General features: G+C 62.3%; 16 protein-coding genes and 1 pseudogene. 7 read left to right on the plus strand and 10 right to left on the minus strand.

The features are described from left to right. Positions 1–7: 7 nt before the first annotated feature. The 3 genes from ACIPZG_RS09445 to ACIPZG_RS09455 all read right to left on the minus strand — a co-directional run bounded on the left by ACIPZG_RS09445 (position 8) and on the right by ACIPZG_RS09455 (position 2,719). Positions 8–997: a FecR family protein gene (locus ACIPZG_RS09445; RefSeq protein WP_400712658.1), complete on the minus strand. Its 990-nt coding sequence runs from the start codon at positions 995–997 to the stop codon at positions 8–10. Beyond that, positions 994–1,500 (minus strand): sigma-70 family RNA polymerase sigma factor, encoded by a 507-nt coding sequence (locus ACIPZG_RS09450; RefSeq protein WP_008096819.1) that lies wholly within the window; start codon positions 1,498–1,500, stop codon positions 994–996. The genes ACIPZG_RS09445 and ACIPZG_RS09450 overlap by 4 nt, the downstream gene beginning before the upstream one ends. 313 nt (positions 1,501–1,813) lie before the next feature. Beyond that, positions 1,814–2,719 (minus strand): AraC family transcriptional regulator N-terminal domain-containing protein, encoded by a 906-nt coding sequence (locus ACIPZG_RS09455; protein ID WP_400712661.1) that lies wholly within the window; start codon positions 2,717–2,719, stop codon positions 1,814–1,816. A 180-nt stretch (positions 2,720–2,899) separates the two neighbouring features. On the opposite strand from ACIPZG_RS09455, the gene calA reads away from it, so the two are divergent. Then, positions 2,900–3,952, plus strand: coding sequence for a vanillin reductase (gene calA / locus ACIPZG_RS09460; protein WP_400712664.1), 1,053 nt, complete (start codon positions 2,900–2,902; stop codon positions 3,950–3,952). Positions 3,953–4,013: 61 nt separating this feature from the next. On the opposite strand, the gene ACIPZG_RS09465 is transcribed toward calA, so the two are convergent. Then, entirely contained in the window at positions 4,014–5,330 is a 1,317-nt protein-coding gene (locus ACIPZG_RS09465) for a hypothetical protein (protein ID WP_400712667.1), read from the minus strand. Positions 5,331–5,534: 204 nt separating this feature from the next. Here ACIPZG_RS09465 and ACIPZG_RS09470 point away from each other — a divergent pair, with 204 nt between their 5' ends. Beyond that, positions 5,535–6,734, plus strand: coding sequence for a sugar transporter (locus ACIPZG_RS09470; RefSeq protein WP_400712670.1), 1,200 nt, complete (start codon positions 5,535–5,537; stop codon positions 6,732–6,734). Positions 6,735–6,858: 124 nt separating this feature from the next. Here ACIPZG_RS09470 and ACIPZG_RS09475 read toward each other — a convergent pair whose 3' ends face one another. From ACIPZG_RS09475 to ACIPZG_RS09485, 3 genes are read right to left on the minus strand one after another with little or no spacing between them, the layout of a single operon-like run. Next, entirely contained in the window at positions 6,859–7,443 is a 585-nt protein-coding gene (locus tag ACIPZG_RS09475) for a LysE family translocator (protein ID WP_400712673.1), read from the minus strand. A gap of 50 nt (positions 7,444–7,493) precedes the next feature. Next, on the minus strand, positions 7,494–8,324 hold the full coding sequence (locus ACIPZG_RS09480; protein ID WP_400712676.1) for an AraC family ligand binding domain-containing protein: 831 nt from the start codon (positions 8,322–8,324) through the stop codon (positions 7,494–7,496). Positions 8,325–8,382: 58 nt separating this feature from the next. After that, positions 8,383–9,282 carry a LysR family transcriptional regulator gene (locus ACIPZG_RS09485; RefSeq protein ID WP_400641996.1) on the minus strand — a complete coding sequence of 300 codons (900 nt, stop codon included), beginning with the start codon at positions 9,280–9,282 and terminating at the stop codon, positions 8,383–8,385. Positions 9,283–9,387: 105 nt separating this feature from the next. On the opposite strand from ACIPZG_RS09485, the gene ACIPZG_RS09490 reads away from it, so the two are divergent. Further along, positions 9,388–10,041 carry an oxygen-insensitive NAD(P)H-dependent nitroreductase NfsB gene (locus ACIPZG_RS09490; protein WP_008099294.1) on the plus strand — a complete coding sequence of 218 codons (654 nt, stop codon included), beginning with the start codon at positions 9,388–9,390 and terminating at the stop codon, positions 10,039–10,041. A 144-nt stretch (positions 10,042–10,185) separates the two neighbouring features. Here the strand turns inward: ACIPZG_RS09490 and ACIPZG_RS09495 are convergent, their stop codons facing one another. Continuing rightward, positions 10,186–11,340, minus strand: coding sequence for a cysteine desulfurase family protein (locus tag ACIPZG_RS09495; protein ID WP_400712680.1), 1,155 nt, complete (start codon positions 11,338–11,340; stop codon positions 10,186–10,188). Between the two features lie 148 nt (positions 11,341–11,488). Further along, positions 11,489–12,415, minus strand: a complete 927-nt coding sequence (locus ACIPZG_RS09500; protein WP_400712683.1) for a LysR family transcriptional regulator — start codon at positions 12,413–12,415, stop codon at positions 11,489–11,491. Between the two features lie 138 nt (positions 12,416–12,553). Between ACIPZG_RS09500 and ACIPZG_RS09505 the strand changes: the two genes are divergently transcribed. Continuing rightward, positions 12,554–13,783: an acyl-CoA dehydrogenase gene (locus tag ACIPZG_RS09505; protein ID WP_400712686.1), complete on the plus strand. Its 1,230-nt coding sequence runs from the start codon at positions 12,554–12,556 to the stop codon at positions 13,781–13,783. A gap of 53 nt (positions 13,784–13,836) precedes the next feature. On the opposite strand, the gene ACIPZG_RS09510 is transcribed toward ACIPZG_RS09505, so the two are convergent. Continuing rightward, positions 13,837–15,060, minus strand: a complete 1,224-nt coding sequence (locus tag ACIPZG_RS09510; protein WP_400712689.1) for an MFS transporter — start codon at positions 15,058–15,060, stop codon at positions 13,837–13,839. Between the two features lie 337 nt (positions 15,061–15,397). Here ACIPZG_RS09510 and ACIPZG_RS09515 point away from each other — a divergent pair. From ACIPZG_RS09515 to ACIPZG_RS09525, 3 genes and pseudogenes are all read left to right on the plus strand, one after another. After that, positions 15,398–15,592, plus strand: a pseudogene (locus tag ACIPZG_RS09515) (hypothetical protein); the annotation flags it as partial. An 89-nt stretch (positions 15,593–15,681) separates the two neighbouring features. Next, complete coding sequence (locus ACIPZG_RS09520; protein WP_400712692.1) at positions 15,682–17,097, plus strand: PAAR domain-containing protein; 1,416 nt, start codon at positions 15,682–15,684, stop codon at positions 17,095–17,097. After that, positions 17,084–17,485 (plus strand): hypothetical protein, encoded by a 402-nt coding sequence (locus ACIPZG_RS09525; RefSeq protein WP_400712695.1) that lies wholly within the window; start codon positions 17,084–17,086, stop codon positions 17,483–17,485. Before ACIPZG_RS09520 ends, ACIPZG_RS09525 begins: the two co-directional genes overlap by 14 nt. Positions 17,486–17,581 lie beyond the last annotated feature (96 nt).

Genomic DNA, 17,581 nt, shown 5'->3' on the forward strand with positions numbered 1-17,581 from the left:
ATGATTTTCATGATTTGTTCTGGCGTGCCTGCGCCGGGCCGATCAAAGTCAGCCACGGGCCGTAGTGTTCGATGCTGATCGGCAGGCTCTCGGCCAGGGCTTGCAGCGCTTGCTGTGGCTGGTCGAGGGGGAATACACCCTGTACCCGCAGGTTGCCGATGGCAGGGGCCACCCGCACATAGCCACGCAGATAGGGGCGCAAGGCGTCGATCACCCCCTGCAGCGGTTCGTCGAGCACCTCCAGGCGGCCATTCAGCCAGGCCGCGCGCGGCTGTTGATCGTCTGCCAGTGGTTCGATGGCGTTGCTGCGCAGCAATGCCGCCTGGCCCTGCTGCAGGTCGAGCCAGCGGCCGTCGGGCAGGCTGGTGCGCACGCTGTGCTCCAGCACCACGACGCGCGTGGCCGTGTCCTCCTGGCTGACCAGAAAACGGGTGCCCAGGGCCTGGACCTGCCCTTGGGCGGTGCGCACGCGCAATGGACGGTGGGGGTCGGCTGCGACCTGGATCAGCAGTTCGCCACGGCGCAGTACCAGCAGGCGCTGCCCTGCGTCGAAGTGCAGGTCGACGGCACTGGCGCTGTTGAGGCTCAGGCGGCTGCCGTCAGCGAGGGTAAAACTGCGGCGCTCGCCACTGCCCGTGTGCAGGTCGGCCAGCCAGTTCTGGGTGGTGTCACTGCGCCAGCCGCCCCACAGGGCGCCACCGAACAGGCCGACACTGGCCAGGGCCGCGAGCACCTCGCGACGTGAATGGGTGGGTTGCAGCAGCACCTGGCGCGCCTCGGCGGCATGGCCTGGGGCGCGTTGTTCCAAGGCGCGCAAGGTGGCGACCGGCCGGCCGAGGCGGCGCTGCAGGCGCTCCCAGGCCTGCTGGTGGCCGGGGTCCTGCTGCAGCCAGTGCGTCAGGCGTTGCAGCAGGGCATCGTCGGGCGTGCGGGCGTTGAGCGCCACCATCCAGTCGATGGCCTGTTCGCTGATCGCGTCGAGCCGACGGCGGCTCACGGCTGCACCTCGCACAGGTAGCACTGGCGCAGGGCCTGCTTCATGTAGCGGCTGACGGTGCGTTCGCTGATCTGCAGCCTGGCGGCGATATCGACGTAGCTCATGCCATCGAGCTGGCTGTACAGGAAGGTCGCCTTGACGATGGCGGGCAGGCCGTCCAGTACCTGGTCGATGGTCACCAGCGCCTCGATCAGCAGCAGTTGCTCTTCGGCGGACGGCGCCACCGGCTCCGGCAGCAGCGCCAGGCGCTCCAGGTAGGCCTGTTCCAGCTGGCGGCGGCGGTGACGATCGAAGATCAGCCGCCGCGCGATGGTCGAGAGGTAGGCGCGCGGTTGCTGGATGCTGTCGGGGTCGACACGGGCACCGAGCATCTGGCAGAAGGCTTCGGCGGCGGTGTCCTCGGCATCGGCGCGGTTGCGCAGGCGCTTGTGGATGTGTTGGAGCAGCCAGCGGTGATGGTCGCTGAAGAAAAAGCCCAGCTTGCGGGTCGATGTGCTGTCCAACGCCTGACGTCCAATTGTGAGTGTGAATCGTTCTCAATATTAGCCGGGTCGCTGGACACCTCGCAATGGGGCGGCGCTGAACAGCGGCGTTGAGTGGGTTTGAGCCGAGCGGCGTTATCAGTGCGGCGGGGGAGTTGGAGGCGGGGCAGGCCAAGGATGAGTTGCGGGCAGCGATTGTTGCCATGGTTGAGCGGCAGTGATTGGGGCCGCTTTGCGGCCCTTTCGCGACACAAGGCCGCTCCTACAGGAGATCGCGTGATCCTGTAGGAGCGGCCTTGTGTCGCGAAAGGGCTGCAAAGCAGCCCCCTTGCAATCAAACAGGCAAACCCTGATACGCCAGCTCATCCCCCGGGCTGCGTTCGAACTGGCGCTTGTACTCGCGGCTGAACTGCGAGGTGCTCTGGTACCCCACCCGATGCGCCGCCTGCGCCACCCCCAGCCCTTCGCCAATCAACATCTGCTGGGCCTTGAGCAGCCGCAGGCGTTTGAGGTACTGCATCGGCGCCAGGTCGGTGCAGCGTTTGAAGTGCTCATGAAACGTCGACACGCTCATGTTGGCGCGCGCGGCCAGCGCCTCGACGCTCAGCGGTTCGCTGTAATGCTCGCGCAGGTGGGCGAGGGCGGCGGCAATGCGGGCGAAGTGCCCCTGCTGTTCGACCAGCGCCCGCAGCACTCCGGCCTGCGGGCCGCGCAGCGCGGTATACAGCACCTCGCGCACCCGCGCCGGGCCCAGCACCTTGGCATCCAGCGGGTCCTGCAGGCAGCGCAGCAACCGCTCGACACAGTCGCGCATCGGCGCATCCAGCGCCGCCGAGGTCATCGACTGGGGCGTTTGCGCCTGCACGGCCGGGTCGGGCGGCAGGTCCATGCTCTGCACCAGTTCGCTCAACACACTCCGGTCGATATCCACCGCCACACCCAACAACGGCGCATCGGCGGTGGCGAAGGTCTCGCACATGAACGGCACCGACAGCGCCTGCACAAGGTAGTGGCCGGCGCCGTATTCCAGGGTGCGCGGGCCCAGGCGCGCCAGTTTGCTGCCCTGGGCCAGGATCATCAGGCTGGGTTCGTAGAGCTGCGGGCTGCTGGCCACATAGTGGTCCCAGCTCAGCACCTGGACCTGGGGCAGGTGCGTGGGCACGAAGCCCGGGCGCGTGGCCAGGCGGCGGATCAGTGTGCACAACGTGGCGTTGGCATCGACGTGGCGAGTCAGTTGCATGATGAACCAGGGCAGAGAATCAGACAGTCGCATCATCGCAGATTGAAGGCCAGGCGCCAGGTGCCTGGGTCAAGGTTCGGAGAATCAGGCATGCATGCCGGAGAATCTGCCGTGGGCACGGCAGCATCGGGCGCGCAGAATGCGCCGCCTGAATCGTTTCACTTATTCAAGAGGTACTGCATGTACACCGCCATCGGTTACGCCGCCCAAACCCCGACCAGCCCCCTGGCGCCCATGACCTTCGAGCGCCGCAGCCCGCGCCCGGACGATGTCGCCATCGAGATCCTGTATTGCGGTGTATGCCACTCCGACCTCCATCAGGCCCGCAACGAATGGGGCATCGCCGTGTACCCGCTGATGCCCGGTCACGAGATCATCGGCCGGGTCACGGCGGTGGGTGCGCAAGTTACCGCGCATAAGGTCGGTGACCTGGTCGGCGTTGGCTGCATGGTCGACGCCTGCCGCCACTGCGAGGCCTGCGCCAAGGACCTGGAGCAGTACTGCCTGGAAGGGCCAACCATGACCTACGCCACCCCTGATCGGGTCGACGGCAGCAACACCATGGGCGGTTACTCCAGCAGCATCGTGGTCAGCGAGCACTTCGTGGTGCGCATCCCGGCCGGCATGGACCTGCCCAGCGCGGCACCGATTCTCTGTGCGGGTATCACCACCTACTCGCCGCTCAAGCACCATGGTGTCGGGCCTGGTCACAAGATTGGCATCCTCGGCATGGGTGGCCTGGGCCACATGGGCATCAAGCTGGCCAAGGCCCTGGGTGCCGAAGTGACCCTGTTCACCCGCTCCCAGGCCAAGGCCGACGAGGCTCGTCGTCAGGGCGCCGACCATGTGATCGTGTCTACCGATGCCGAGCAGATGCGTGCCGCCGCCGGCCGATTCGACTTTCTGCTCGACACCATTCCGGTGCAGCACGACCTTAATCCTTACCTGGAAACGCTCAAATTCGATGGCGTGCATATCCTCGTTGGCCTGATCGAGCCCGTCGACCCGGCGCTGCATGCGGCCAACCTGGTGCTCAAGCGCCGCGTGCTGGCCGGCTCGTTGATCGGCGGTATCGCCGAGACCCAGGAGGTGCTGGATTTCTGTGCCGCGCACGATATCCGTTGTGATATCGAGTTGCTGGATATCCGCAATATCAACCAGGCCTTCGCGCGCATGATTGCGGGGGATGTGAAGTACCGGTTCGTGATCGACATGGCGACCTTGCAGGGCTGATCTGTTTTTCTGCACCGGCCTCTTCGCGGGACAAGCCCGCGAAGAGGCCGGTGCAGACTCCCTACCAGCACAGCGCCTTGTCCCACCCTTTCCAGAACAACCACCGCCGCACCTCGCCATGCTCCCCGGTCCCGATCTGCCACTCAGGCCGCCCGCTGCCCAGGGCTATCACCGAGATGAACCCGGCATGGCTCGCCGCAACCAGCGTGCGCCCATCCGCGCTGATGTCCATGTCGCTGATGGTCGACCCCAGGTAATGCTGCCAATGCTCCACGCCATCCTCGCCAAAGGCCCGCAGGTAGCCATAGGCATCGCCGATGATGTATTCGCCTTTGCCCGCCACCCCGGCGTACACCCGCGCGCCTTCCTGCAGCAGCGGTGTGCGCGGGTCGTCGCTGTAGTACTCGGTGTCCAGCCCAGGCAAGTCCGCCACGCGCACGCCAAGCGTGCCACCGTTGTAGAAGTGGCAGGCATTGACGATCAACTGGTCGCCCGCGCGATTGAACAAGGCGAAGTGCGGGTACTCGCTGCCTGGGCCAATCTGGGCGACCAGTTGCAACTGCTCGTCCAGTACCAGATGGCGGCTGCCCTGCTCACCGAGCACGATCAGCCGGCCGTCTGGCGATACCGCGCCATGCTCCATGGACAGGCCCAGGGCGATATCGTCCGGGTCGGTGCCTTCGGCCAGTTCCTCCAGGATCTGCGCCTCGCGCGGCAACAGCCGGGTGGCACCCTCGGCGGCCAGCACGAAAACGCCCTCGGCGCTGACCAGCAGTACCCGTTGGCCATCAGCGAAGGGCACCAGCGTGGTCGGTGTCGGCGGCAGGTCAAAGGGGTCGAACGGGTAACCGGCCGGCAGGCCCTCCAGCCCGCTGGGCCAGGGCAGGCGAGCGACCAGCGGGCCGCCCCAGCCATCGGTGACCCTGACCCCTTCGGCGTTGGCCAGGGCGAAATAGCGGCGTTGCGGGCAGCGGCCGAAATGGTCGATGCCGATCACCGGGGTGACCTGCTGATCGCCGATGCGCACCACTTGGCCCTTTTCGTAGGGCATGCCAATGCGTGCCAGTAGGCTGCCGTCATCCAGCAGCAGGACCGCGCAGATGCCTTGCCCGTGCGCATCGAGCAGCGGCACCAGCGGCAGGTGGGCGGGCGGCCAGGCCGTGCGGAAGGCCTGGCGTTGTTGTTCGTCGACGCCTGCCCGGTTGCTGGCCAGAAGCGCCGCCTGCCAGGCATCGAGCAGGTGCTCGGTGGCAGGTGCTCGGGGTTCTTCGAGATCGTCCCAACCTTGTGCGCGGCCTTGCGCAACGTAGTGGTTGATGGCCTGGGCATAGGCGGTGACTGCCTGCTGCCACTGTTGCTGGGGGTGTTGCTTGTCCATGGGCGGATCGCACTCCTTGTTCCGCTTGCTGTTCACACAGAGCGCGCATGGTACCCGCAATCTGCCCGTGGTTGTGAGGCTCGGTATTGGCGCGTACCATGCCCGCATTCCTTCCAATAACTAAACCGTGCTTCAGCGCGGCCGATACTTGGCCCCTCTGATGCGCGTCCTTTCGCCTTGCCTGCGGAGAAATGAATTCCACACATGAACGGACCCCTACCCAAGGATTTGCCAGCGACCGAAGGTGGTGGCAGCTGGCTGAGCGTGATCGCGCTGGCCCTGGCCGCCTTCATCTTCAATACCACCGAGTTCGTGCCGGTGGCACTGCTCAGCGACATCGGCGGCAGTTTCGAGATGAGCACCGCGCAGGTCGGCCTGATGCTGACCATCTATGCCTGGGTGGTGGCGCTGGCCTCGTTGCCGATGATGCTGCTCACGCGTAACGTCGAGCGGCGGCGCTTGCTGTTGTTCGTGTTCCTGGTGTTCATCCTCAGCCACCTGTTGTCGTGGCTGGCGCAGAGTTTCGCCATGTTGCTGGTGAGCCGTATCGGGATCGCCCTGGCGCATGCGGTGTTCTGGGCTATTACCGCTTCGCTGGCGGTGCGCGTGGCACCGCCGGGCCAGCAGGCCAAGGCACTGGGCCTGCTGGCGACGGGCACGACCCTGGCGATGGTGCTGGGGATTCCGCTGGGCCGGGTGGTGGGCGAGGCGCTGGGATGGCGGGTGACGTTCCTCAGCATTGCCGGAGTAGCGTTGGCCACCATGCTCTGCCTGATGAAGTCGCTGCCGCTGCTGCCGAGCCAGAATTCCGGTTCGCTGCGCAGCCTGCCGATCCTGTTCAAGCGCCCGGCCCTGGTGATTACCTACCTGCTGGTGACCTTGGTGATCACTGCGCAATTCACCGCCTACAGCTACATCGAGCCGTTCGCTTTGCACGTGGCGCAGGTCGGTGGCGAGCGCACCACGCTGGTGCTGTTGCTGTTCGGGGGCGCCGGGGTGTTCGGCTCGCTGTTGTTCAGCCGCTACAGCGAGCGCTTCCCGCATGGCTTTCTGGTGGGTTCGATCGGGCTGCTGGCGGCTTGCCTGCTGCTGATGTTGCCGCTGTCGGGCAACTTCTATGCGTTCGCTGTGCTGAGCATGTTCTGGGGGATCGCGATCCTGAGCTTCAGCCTGTCGTTGCAGTCCAAGACCCTGAAGCTTGCGTCCGATGCCACGGATGTGGCCATGGCGTTGTTCTCCGGGATCTACAACATTGGCATTGGTGGCGGGGCGTTGCTGGGGAGTATCGTCAGCAGCCAGATGGATGTGGCCCATATTGGCCTGGTCGGGGGCAGTGTGGCGGTAGTCGGGTTGCTGCTGGCAGTGGCCAGTACCCGGCGCTTTCGTGTGGCGCTTGGCAACTGATTGACCTTGACGGCCCTATCGCCGGCAAGCCGGCTCCCACAGGTCCACCACAGTTCTTGAATGCTGTGCGGTCCCTGTAGGAGCCGGCTTGCCGGCGATAGGGCCGGTACAGCCACCAACACCATCAGCCCAGCAACGCAGCCCAGGCCGACACCAGCAACATCCCCGCCAACCCCCGGTTGAACCACAACAACCGCTCCGGTGCCTGCAACCAGCACGCACTGCCCACCCCCAGCAGTGCCCAGGCCGTCATGCACGGCAGCGCAATCAGCAGAAACACCAGCGCCAACTGCCAGACCGGCAGCATGGGCGCGGCGAACACGCCAATCACCGCCACGGCCATCATCCATACCTTCGGGTTCACCACTTGCAGGGAAGCGGCGCTAAAAGCACTGAAGGGCTTGTCTGCGCTGACGTCCAGCGGCTGCCCCGCGCTGCGCAGAATGCGCCACGCCAGCCAGCTCAACCACAGCACCCCGGCCCAGCTCATCAGTTGCTGGGCCAGCGGATGGCGCAGCAGCAGTTCGCCGAGCCCCAGCCCAACCAGCAGCACGACCGCCGCCGCCGCGCCACAGCCGGCCAGGATCGGCGCCACGCTGGCGCGCAGCCCCCGGCGCGCACCGTGGGCGAGTATCAGCAGGTTGGTCGGCCCGGGGCTGATGCTGGCAACCAGGGCGAAGAGGATGAAGGGCAACAACGAATGCGACATGGTGAAAGGCTCCGGGTAATCAGAGCCCCATGCTCGGCCATTGCCGCGGGTCAGTCTGGAAGGTTTGAGCAGCGGCGACGGTAATCCGCCGGGGTCAGCTGGTAAGCGCGACGGAACCAGCGCCCCAGGTGGCTCTGATCGGCAAAGCCCAGGGCCATGGCCACTTCGCTGGGCGTCTGGCCTTGGGCGAGCAGGTGCCGGGCACGGGCCAGGCGCAGCTGGATCAGGTAGGCGTGCGGTGCCAGGCCGAACGCCGCCTTGAACGCCCGGGTCAGACGAAAGCGGTCGACGCCGCAGGCCAGCGCGAGGTCGTCGAGGCTGATGTCCTGGTCCAGGTGGGCATGCAGGTAGTCCCGGGCCCGCTGCGCGGTCAGCGGCAGACGCGGGTCGGGGTTGAGGCGCTTGCGCCAGTGCAGGTGGCGGGTCAGGCAACTGATGAGGTCATCGGTGGCCGTTTGCCGAACGATGCGCAGTTCCTCGCCATGCACGGCCTGGAAGGCGCGGGCGGTAGCGCCGGCCAGGCGCAGGTCATGGCACAACGGGTCGGCGATGCTCGGCAGGCTGTCGCTCGGCGTCTGCTCGAACAGCGCGCGCAGCTCGGCCTCAAGCCACAGCGGCTGCAGGTACAGGGTCGAGTAGGTGAAGCCTTCTTCGGTGGGGGCGTGGCCGTCGTGGATATCGCCGGGTTCGAGCAGGAACACGTGCCCCGGCGTGCTGCGGTGGCGCACCCGGCGGCAATCGAACTGCTGGACGCCCTGTTCGGTGAAGCCGACCAGGAAACTGTCATGCCAGTGCGGGTCGTAGGCATGGCCGACGAAATGCGCGCGAACCGACTCGATGCCGGTGATGGCGTCTTGCTTGAGGTCGATCCAGTTGCTCATGACGGCGGGGCTGCGGTTGTACAGGGCAGTTCACATTACCGTAGACGGCGCGGACGGTTTAGAACATTTGTGCAGGCTGCAGGGCGGTGAAGCGCTCGCGCAGCCACAGGTGCAGTTGCGAGACGGCGGGCGACAGTTGCTTGCGATGCGGGCAAACCAAGGTCACCGGCGTGAGCTCGCCGGGGTGCTCGGCAAGCAGTACCTCCAGTTCGCCAGCGGCCACATTGGCGCTGACATCCAGCCACGACTTGTAGGCGATGCCTTCGCCCAGCAGGGCCCAGCGCCGCACCACATCGGCGTCGTCGCTGAACAGCGGGCCACTGACCTGCACCGTGCGGTTGCCCAGCCGCCATTTGTCATAGATCCGCCCCAGCTGCAGGTACAGCAGGCAGGCATGCTGCTGCAGGTCGTCCAGCTGTTGCGGGCGGCCATGACGCGCCAGGTAATCCGGCGAGGCCACCAGCACGCGGCGGTTCCACGGTGCCAAGGGCAGGGCGATGTAGTTGGCCTCTTCGTTGAGGCCATAACGGATGGCCACGTCCACCGGGTCGCGGAACAGGTCGGCAACCTGGTCGGAGAGGAAGAAGCGCAGGCTCAGGTCGGGGTGCTCGCGGCGAAAATCACTCAACCACGGCAGGAGGATATTGCGCCCGAGGTCTGAAGGGGCCGACACCTGCAGCACGCCGCGCAGGGTGCTGTGCGCACCGTGCAGGTTGTCGCGCCCTTGGCGCAGGCTCTCCAGCACGTTGAGTGCGGTGGGCAGGTACAGCTCACCTTCGGCAGTGAGGCGCAGGCTGCGGGTAGTGCGGGCGAACAGGCGCACGTCGAGGTCGCGTTCAAGGCGTTTGATCGCGGCGGCGACTTGCCCGGGCAACAGGTCAGCCTCGTGGGCCGCAGCCGTGAAGCTGCCCAGCGCGCTGCTGCGCACGAACAGTTCGAGGTCGGTAATACGGAGCATTTTCACTCCAGGGGTGAAAGTGTTCCTGCATTCTGCCGGTTTTTCTTATTTGCAGGAAAGATACTATGCGGCACAAATCCTCTTCCCTTTATTGGAGTAACCCGCATGGACACCGTCTCCCTGGCCAAACGCCGCTACACCACCAAGGCCTACGATGCCGCCCGCAAGATCCCTCAGGCCACCATCGATGCCTTGCTTGAGCAGTTGCGCCACAGCCCGTCCTCGGTCAACTCGCAGCCTTGGCATTTCATCGTTGCCGACAGCGCCGAGGGCAAGGCGCGCCTGGCCAAGAGCACGGTCGACGGTTATGCCTACAACACGCCGAAGATTCTCGATGCGTCCCATGTCATCGTGTTCTGCACCCGCACTGAAATGACCGAGGCGCACTTGGACACGGTGCTCGACCAGGAAGCGGCCGACGGTCGTTTTCGTGACGAGCAGGCCCGCGCCGGGCAGAACCAGAGCCGTCGCCACTACGTGAACCTGCATCGCTTCGACCAGAAAGACCTGCAGCACTGGATGGAGAAGCAGACCTACCTCGCCCTGGGCACCGCGCTGCTCGGCGCTGCCGCCCATGGCCTGGACGCTACGCCGATCGAAGGCTTCGACAGCAAGATCATGGATGCCGAGCTGGGGCTGCGTGAGCAGGGCTACACCAGCGTGGTGGTGTTGAGCCTGGGTTACCGCAGCGAGGCGGATTTCAATGCCGGGCTGAACAAGTCGCGGTTGCCGGCTGCGAAGGTGTTTACCTTCCTGTAAGTCAGTTGTTGGGGCTGCTGGCCCTATCGCCGGCAAGCCGGCTCCCACAGGTACTGCACAGCTCTCAAGGGCAGTGCAGCACCTGTGGGAGCCGGCTTGCCGGCGATAGGGCCGGTCATGCCAACGCATCCCCTGGGCCGCGTTTCACCACAGTGCAACAGCCCCCGCCGCAACCACCCGCGCAAACACCTCGATCGCCTTGTCCACCTGAGCCTCGCTGGTAAACCGCCCGATGCTGATGCGCACGCTCTTGCGCGCCCGCTGCTCATCCAGTCCCAGCGCCAACAGCACGTGCGAGGCCGCATTGCTCGCCGAATTGCACGCCGAGGTGGTCGACAACGCCAGCTCACTGGCCAACGCCGCACTGTTGAACCCCGGCGCTTCGATGCACAGGTTGAGGGTATGGGGAATACGCTGCTCCGGGCAGCCATTGAGGCTGACCCCAGGCAGGGCCAGCAGCCCGTCGCGCAGCCGTTTGGCCAACTGCTCCAACCGCTGGTGCTCGCTGTCACCTGGCTGACCGGCTAGGGCGAAGGCGCTGCCCATGCCGACGATCTGATGGGTCGGCAAGGTGCCCGAGCGCAATCCACGCTCATGGCCACCCCCGTGCATCTGCGCACGCATCAGCTCACGGGCGCGGGGGCCGACGTACAACGCACCGATGCCCTTGGGGCCATACACCTTGTGCGCCGAGAACGACATCAGGTCGACCGCCGTGTTGCGCAGGTCGATGGCCAGTTTGCCCACGGCCTGGGCGGCATCCACATGCAACAAGGCGCCATGGGCACGTACCCGTTCGCCGATGGTTGCAAAGTCGGTGACGGTACCCAGTTCGTTGTTCACCGCCATCAACGACACCAGGCGGGTGTCGGCACGCAATGCCGCCTGTACCGCATAGGGCTGGATCAGGCCCGCGGCGTCCGGTGCCAGGCGGGTGACTGTCCACCCATGCCGTTCCAGTTCGCTGACGGTATCGAGCACCGCCTTGTGTTCCAGCTGGCTGGTGATCAGGTGGCCCGGCTGGCCGATGCCCTGGGCGATGCCCTTGAGTGCGAGGTTGTTGGATTCGGTGGCGCCCGAGGTCCACACCAGTTCATCGGCACTGGCGCCGACGCGCTCGGCCACTTGTTGGCGGGCAAATTCGACCGTTTCACGCGCCGCCTGGCCATAGGCGTGGCCACTGGAGGCGGGGTTGCCGAAATTCACTTGTTGCCCAAGACAGGTGAGCATGGACTCGATGACCCGGTCGTCGACCGGGGTGGTGGCAGCGTAGTCAAAGTAGAGCGGGGCGCTTGGCATGGGGGCGGGTCCGTGGCTGTCGCCTTGGAATCGGCGATCGTTGCAGCAAGCGTACCCGCCAGGGGCAAAAAGAATTTGTCTTTTGTTCGGCAGAACAGGGAGATAGGGGAAAAATTTTCTCCCTTTCATGTTCGATGTAGAAATAATTTCACGCTGGCGCTAATACCCGTTCTTCTTCAGCCACCACGCGCTCACACAACTCGATGATCTGCTCGCGCATCCAGCGGTTGGCCGGGTCCTGGTCGGTGCTTTCATGCCAGTACAGGTGCGTTTCCAGTGCCGGCACGTCCACCGGCAGTGGCTGGTAACGCAATTGATGGCGGCGGGCGAAGCGTTCCGGCACGGTCATCGCCATGTCGGTCTGTTGCAGCACCTGGGAGGCCATCAGGTAGTGCTGCGAGCGCAAGGCAACCTTGCGTTGCACGCCCATCTTGCCCAGGGCCAGGTCGACGTAGCCCAGGCCGTTGCGGCGGCTGGAGATATGGATGTGGGTCATGCCCAGGTAGGCATCGAGGGTGAGCTTGGCGTCGGCCAGCGGGTGGCCCGGGCGCAGGGCGCAGACGTAGCGGTCCTGCATGAGCTTGACGTGGCGCACCTGTGGGTCGGTGTTCAGCGGCGCATCGACGGCGAAGTCCAGGCGCCCGGCGGCCAGCTCCTTGGTGGTTTCGCGGCGCTTGCACGGGAAGCTTTCGATCAGCACCGAGGGGGCCAGGCGGCGCAGGCGCTGGAACAGCGGCGGCAGGATCACCGCCTCGGTGAGGTCGGTCATGCTGATGCGGAAGGTCTTGTTGGCCTGCTGCGGGTTGAAGATGCGGCTTTCCTGCACCGAGGTGCGCAGCAGCGCCAGGGCATTGCGCACCGGGCCGATGATGTTCTGCGCCATGGGCGTGGGCACCATGCCCTGGGCGGTGCGCACGAACAGCGGATCGTTGAAGGTTTCGCGCAGCCGCGAGAGTGCGTTGGACACCGCAGGCTGGGTGATACCGACGATTTGTCCGGCGCGGGTCAGGTTGGCTTCGGTGTAGATCGCGTCGAAAACGATGAACAGGTTGAGGTCGACCTTGCTGAGGTTCATGGCGCCGCTCTTTGTTGGAATTATTCGCCGATCATATATCGGTTATGAATGTTTATACACGTAGAAAATAGACTAGGTGGATTGAGGGCCGCTGCTCTAGGCTCTGTCCATGTACTTCGAACCGTGAAGGTAGCCCCGATGGATTTCGCCTATTCGCCCAAGGTCCAGGCACTGCGCGAGCGCGTGACCGCGTTCATGGATGCCTATGTCTATCCCGCAGAACCAGTGTTCGAGCGCCAGGTCGCCGAGGGTGACCGCTGGCAGCCCACCGCGATCATGGAAGAACTCAAGGCCAAGGCCCGCGCCGAAGGCCTGTGGAACCTGTTCCTGCCGGATTCGGAATACGGCGCCGGCCTGAGCAACCTGGAATATGCACCACTGGCCGAGATCATGGGCCGCTCGCTGCTGGGGCCGGAGCCGTTCAACTGCTCGGCGCCGGACACCGGCAACATGGAGGTGCTGGTGCGCTATGGCAGCGAGGCGCAGAAGCGCCAGTGGCTCGAGCCGTTGCTGCGTGGCGAGATCCGCTCGGCATTCGCCATGACCGAACCGGACGTGGCCTCGTCGGACGCCACCAACATGGCCGCCACCGCCGTGCGCGACGGTGACGAGTGGGTGATCAATGGCCGCAAGTGGTGGACCTCCGGCGCCTGTGACCCGCGCTGCAAGGTGATGATCTTCATGGGCTTGTCCAATCCGGATGGCCCGCGCCACCAGCAGCACTCGATGGTGCTGGTGCCGACCGATGCACCGGGTGTGAAGATCGTCCGGCCGCTGCCGGTGTTCGGCTACGACGACGCGCCTCACGGCCACGCCGAAGTGCTGTTCGAGAATGTGCGAGTGCCTTACGAGAACGTGATCCTCGGTGAAGGCCGCGGCTTCGAGATCGCACAGGGTCGCCTGGGGCCAGGCCGCATCCACCACTGCATGCGTTCGGTTGGCATGGCCGAACGGGCGCTGGAGCTGATGTGCAAGCGTTCGGTCGCGCGCACCGCCTTCGGCCGTCCGCTGGCGCGGCTGGGTGGCAACGTCGACAAGATCGCCGACTCGCGGATGGAGATCGACATGGCGCGTCTGCTGACCCTGAAAGCGGCGTACATGATGGACACGGTCGGCAACAAGGTGGCGCGTAGTGAGATCGCTCAGATCAAGGTGGTGGCGCCGAATGTGGCGTTGAAGGTGATTGACCGGGCGATCCAGATGCATGGCGGGGCAGGGGTGAGCGGGGACTTCCCGTTGGCTTATATGTATGCGATGCAGCGTACCTTGCGGTTGGCCGATGGGCCGGATGAAGTGCATCGGGCGGCGATTGGCAAGTATGAGATCGGCAAGTATATGCCGGCGGAGATGATGCGTAACGGCCGGTAGTTGCTGCTGATGGTTTTGCGGGACGGGCGCAATGCTTGTCCCGCGTTACCTGTTTAACAATCCTTCTGAGCAACAGCTCCGCGGTATTTGGAGGTGCTGGTAGTAAACAGCACAATGGCAGAAACAATCGCCAGCGCTCCCCAGCCATAGGCATAGGTGCCGAGGCTATCTCGCGATAGACCAATAATCGGCGGTATCAATACTACGGAAACCTGATTGGCTGTCATGGCCATTCCCAGCGCGAAGCCCTTGCGATCAGCGGGAGCGGTTTCTGCGATATAGGCTACCCAAGGGCCGTACCACCCATAGGCAAAGAAGCCAGTCAAAGCCATGAATGCACTTAGAATTATCAGGTTTTGAGTTTTCAAAAATGGGAGAAGTATGAGTATGGCTGTTACAGCGCCCAGACAAGTCTTCACAGGGTAGTATCTTCCTGCCTTGCAACGGTCGCTCCAGGCCGCCAGGATAATTCTTCCAGCTATGCCTGCTCCTAATACTGCGAAGAACATCATTGCTGCAATGGCGTTTTCAAGTCCAAGTGAAGTGTGAAGGTACAGAACTAAGAAAACTGAGATAGCGTACTGGGAGGCGGTAAGGCTAGCGCCAGACATCATGATCTTTCTCATGGAAGGGTGCGATGCCATCGACAGTCGTGATATAACCGCCAGCTTCAGATTGATTTGTTTTCTTGCGGTGCTTTGTTGTGCTTCTGGCGTTTTGTAGAGCAGCATGAACAGAAGAGCACCGAACAATGCTACTATCCCGCCCGCCAGGAAGGCTGCTTGTACCGAGTGTTGGATGGCAATAAATGGAAGTAGTAGTGTTGCCATGGCGCCGCCCAGTGGCAATCCGGCTTGTCGAATGCCCATCGCAAAACCTAGTTGGCTCCCTTTGAACCAATTGGATACGGACTTGCTTCCCCCCGGTTGGGCAGTGCTGTATCCAAAGCCTAATATTATAAGCGCTATAAGCAACTCGGTGTAGGAGTTGGCCAGCGCCGCGCCGCACAATGAGGCCCCAACGAACAGTGTTCCGATGCCTACAACAAATCGCTCACTGTATCTGTCCAGCAATTCGCCAGCAATCAAGAGTCCGGCAAGTGGGATCAATTGGGCAGCCGAAATCAATGTGCCTATCTGCCAGTTGGTGAGGTTCATCTCGGATTTGACATCCAACGCGATAGATCCAAAGCCCTGAACGAAGAAGCAAGCGCACGCTTGTGCGAAAGTGGCTGCAGCTAAGATCACCCATCGATACTGGTTCTTGAGGGTATTCACGTGTCTGATCTCTGTTTGCGGAGCTTAATGCTGCTCCTTTTCTATTGTTGATTAAATTTTATCTTGTTCGGTTAAGTTTATGATTGGGCTAGTGAACGGGTGCTTTTGTTGAGTGGTGAGTGAAAAAGTAGAGAGTTTGGCAGGGCGTAGTCAATCTTTCATGCTGTAGAATATTCCCTGTTTTCACATGGGAAAAGGAGAGTTTTGTCATGGCTTACATCTCTAGAGGACCCTATATCCAGAGCGGTCTGTCCATTGCATCATAGCTTTCTCGCGAGGGCCTTGAAGGTGATCGACCGGGGGCCAGAAGTGGGGTAGGGATGAGCGGGGACTCCAGTTGGCTTACATGTATGCCATGCAGCGTGCCCTGCGTTGGGCGGAGGAAACGGACGAGGGGCCCCGGGTGGCGATTGGCAAGTATGAGATCAGCAAGCCTTTTGTGATGAAACATTTTAAGAGCTTCGAGGTAGTTCTTTGTAGGATATTTCTCTTTTACCTCTCTGACCCCATCAAGCTCTCGGGTAGGTGCTAATTTCCAGGTTCACTAATGAGCATAAGGAGTTTGCATATGTCCCGAATCAATGAAGTAAACCCAGTGATGATGGAACTGCGAGGTCACTTATGACCAATCGCATGAATGTCTTTGGCCGCGGGCAAGGGCTCCACGGCGACAAGACCACTACGGGTGCTACTTGCCTATCCAGCCTGCCCGAAGCCCATCAGATGCGACGGGGGATTCTGCGCCAAGGGGATGTTACGACTCCATGTCCGGCTTGCGGCAAGAGCGGGAAAATCATGGAAGGCGAAAGCCGCATGAAGTTTCGCAGTATACCGGTCGCAACAGATGGGGCGTTGGTGTTGTGCGACTGCCCGGCGGGCAGGAATCGCCTTATAGCGCCCTTGGGGCCGTTATCCACCGGTAGCAATGCAGTAACGGCAAAAGCGCAGGAAAGCACGGCGCAATCAAGTGCTGCTGCAAGAAACATGGAGGCAACGCCATCCGCCTTCATGTCCGCATCCTCAGGTAGCCTGGAGCCTGGTTTCTTCATCGTGCCGCGGAGCATGCCATTTTCGGGCGTACTGATGGAGCTGGCCTTGCATGACAGCACGTTGCCCATCTCCCGCCTTAAATGGCTGAACCCTACTTTTGAGCAGGGCTTCAAGGCGGGAGAAATGTTTGTCATCGGTGACCCCGACAGTGCCGATGCGTGTACCCGTGAGGAAGCCAAGCTGATGGCGGCTGCTCAGGATGCGCGACATGCTTTAGCGGCGCTAGATTTCGCGGAATCGGATTTCATGATGCAGTACCAGGCTGAAATTGCCGGGCTGCTCAGTAATGCGAGCCAGTCGATGGGCGTGGGCAAGGACATGCTGGACCAAGGGCTGAAGCAGGTCAGCATGACGTTGCAGCAGATCGAGCAACTACATCAGCGAGAGTTTCTGCGGCATGGGCATTTGAACAGCCGGGAGTTCTTTGCGTCGCGGCGTCAGCTGTTGCAGCAGTTGGATGGACAGTTGAAGGCGGCTTTACTCAACAAGCAGCTGAATCTTGGTAATTATGAGCGTCTCAAGAAGAGCTTGAACATCTCGACTAAGAGCCTTGTGCATCATTGGTCAAAAGCGGGCGGGCCGGGGCAGATTCCGGGATATGCGACTCATCTCGATAAAGTAGCGAAGCTCAGTAAGTATCTGAAATACGGTGGGCATGCTGCAATTGGATTGGGGGCAACTTCTTCGTACCTCAATGTGCGAGAAGTATGTCGGACAGGCAGTGCAGAATCGTGCAGGAAGGCTCGTTTAGTAGAAACTGGGTCGTTTAGTGCGGGGCTAGGTCTTGGAATGGCGGGGTCGGCGTGGGGGGTCGTAGCAGCTGGTACGTTATGTGCTGGCTTTACCCTTACTACTGCGGGAGTAGCTGCACCATTGTGTGGGATTTTAGTAGTAGGAGGTAGTGGCTTAGCTGGTAGTAAGATTGGCGAGCTAGGAGGAGAATTCGCAGGTGAATATGTCTATGAGGTAACGCGTGATCAATATTGATGCTTGGCCAGCGATTGTAAAGCTATTGCTTATTGTGGTGCCCTTTGCTATCAGCATGGTGGGTGTTGCTATGAATGTACACATTACCTTGAGTCGCGACTATCATGCTGTTTGCTCCGCGATTACGACTAACCCATATCTGGAGAGCCTCAAGGTTGCATGGGGAACGTCTAGTTTTAAATGGCGTTTTTACTTGGTGTGCGCCGTGGGCGGTGTTGTTATTTTTCCTGGGTTTGCCTTGCGTCGTGGAAAGCTGAACGTGGATGAGCTTAAAGCATTTCCGCCAAGACTGAAGCGAAAACTTGAAGTTTCATTTTGGTTAACTGCGGTAGGTTTTTTCTTTATGGCAATCACTACTTTGGCCATTGAATTTTCCAGGATGAACTGACTGAGCAATAGCTCATAATCCTTTGTTGAGTGGCCGCCCCCCATTATGCTGCGTCGAAACCCAGGATTTCGACGGAACGGGCAAATCTACAGTAAG

Origin of the sequence: Pseudomonas sp. NPDC089395 (assembly GCF_044749525.1) — a bacterium.
Taxonomy (GTDB): domain Bacteria; phylum Pseudomonadota; class Gammaproteobacteria; order Pseudomonadales; family Pseudomonadaceae; genus Aquipseudomonas.

What these genes read in the sequence shown, in the direction of transcription:
- ACIPZG_RS09495 (WP_400712680.1), bottom strand. Translation starts at nt 11,340, where the DNA reads ATGCCAAGCGCCCCGCTCTACTTTGACTACGCTGCCACCACCCCGGTC.
- ACIPZG_RS09455 (WP_400712661.1), bottom strand. Translation starts at nt 2,719, where the DNA reads ATGCAACTGACTCGCCACGTCGATGCCAACGCCACGTTGTGCACACTG.
- ACIPZG_RS09490 (WP_008099294.1), top strand. Translation starts at nt 9,388, where the DNA reads ATGGACACCGTCTCCCTGGCCAAACGCCGCTACACCACCAAGGCCTAC.
- ACIPZG_RS09465 (WP_400712667.1), bottom strand. Translation starts at nt 5,330, where the DNA reads ATGGACAAGCAACACCCCCAGCAACAGTGGCAGCAGGCAGTCACCGCC.
- calA (WP_400712664.1), top strand. Translation starts at nt 2,900, where the DNA reads ATGTACACCGCCATCGGTTACGCCGCCCAAACCCCGACCAGCCCCCTG.
- ACIPZG_RS09475 (WP_400712673.1), bottom strand. Translation starts at nt 7,443, where the DNA reads ATGTCGCATTCGTTGTTGCCCTTCATCCTCTTCGCCCTGGTTGCCAGC.
- ACIPZG_RS09505 (WP_400712686.1), top strand. Translation starts at nt 12,554, where the DNA reads ATGGATTTCGCCTATTCGCCCAAGGTCCAGGCACTGCGCGAGCGCGTG.
- ACIPZG_RS09480 (WP_400712676.1), bottom strand. Translation starts at nt 8,324, where the DNA reads ATGAGCAACTGGATCGACCTCAAGCAAGACGCCATCACCGGCATCGAG.
- ACIPZG_RS09485 (WP_400641996.1), bottom strand. Translation starts at nt 9,282, where the DNA reads ATGCTCCGTATTACCGACCTCGAACTGTTCGTGCGCAGCAGCGCGCTG.
- ACIPZG_RS09520 (WP_400712692.1), top strand. Translation starts at nt 15,682, where the DNA reads ATGACCAATCGCATGAATGTCTTTGGCCGCGGGCAAGGGCTCCACGGC.
- ACIPZG_RS09470 (WP_400712670.1), top strand. Translation starts at nt 5,535, where the DNA reads ATGAACGGACCCCTACCCAAGGATTTGCCAGCGACCGAAGGTGGTGGC.
- ACIPZG_RS09500 (WP_400712683.1), bottom strand. Translation starts at nt 12,415, where the DNA reads ATGAACCTCAGCAAGGTCGACCTCAACCTGTTCATCGTTTTCGACGCG.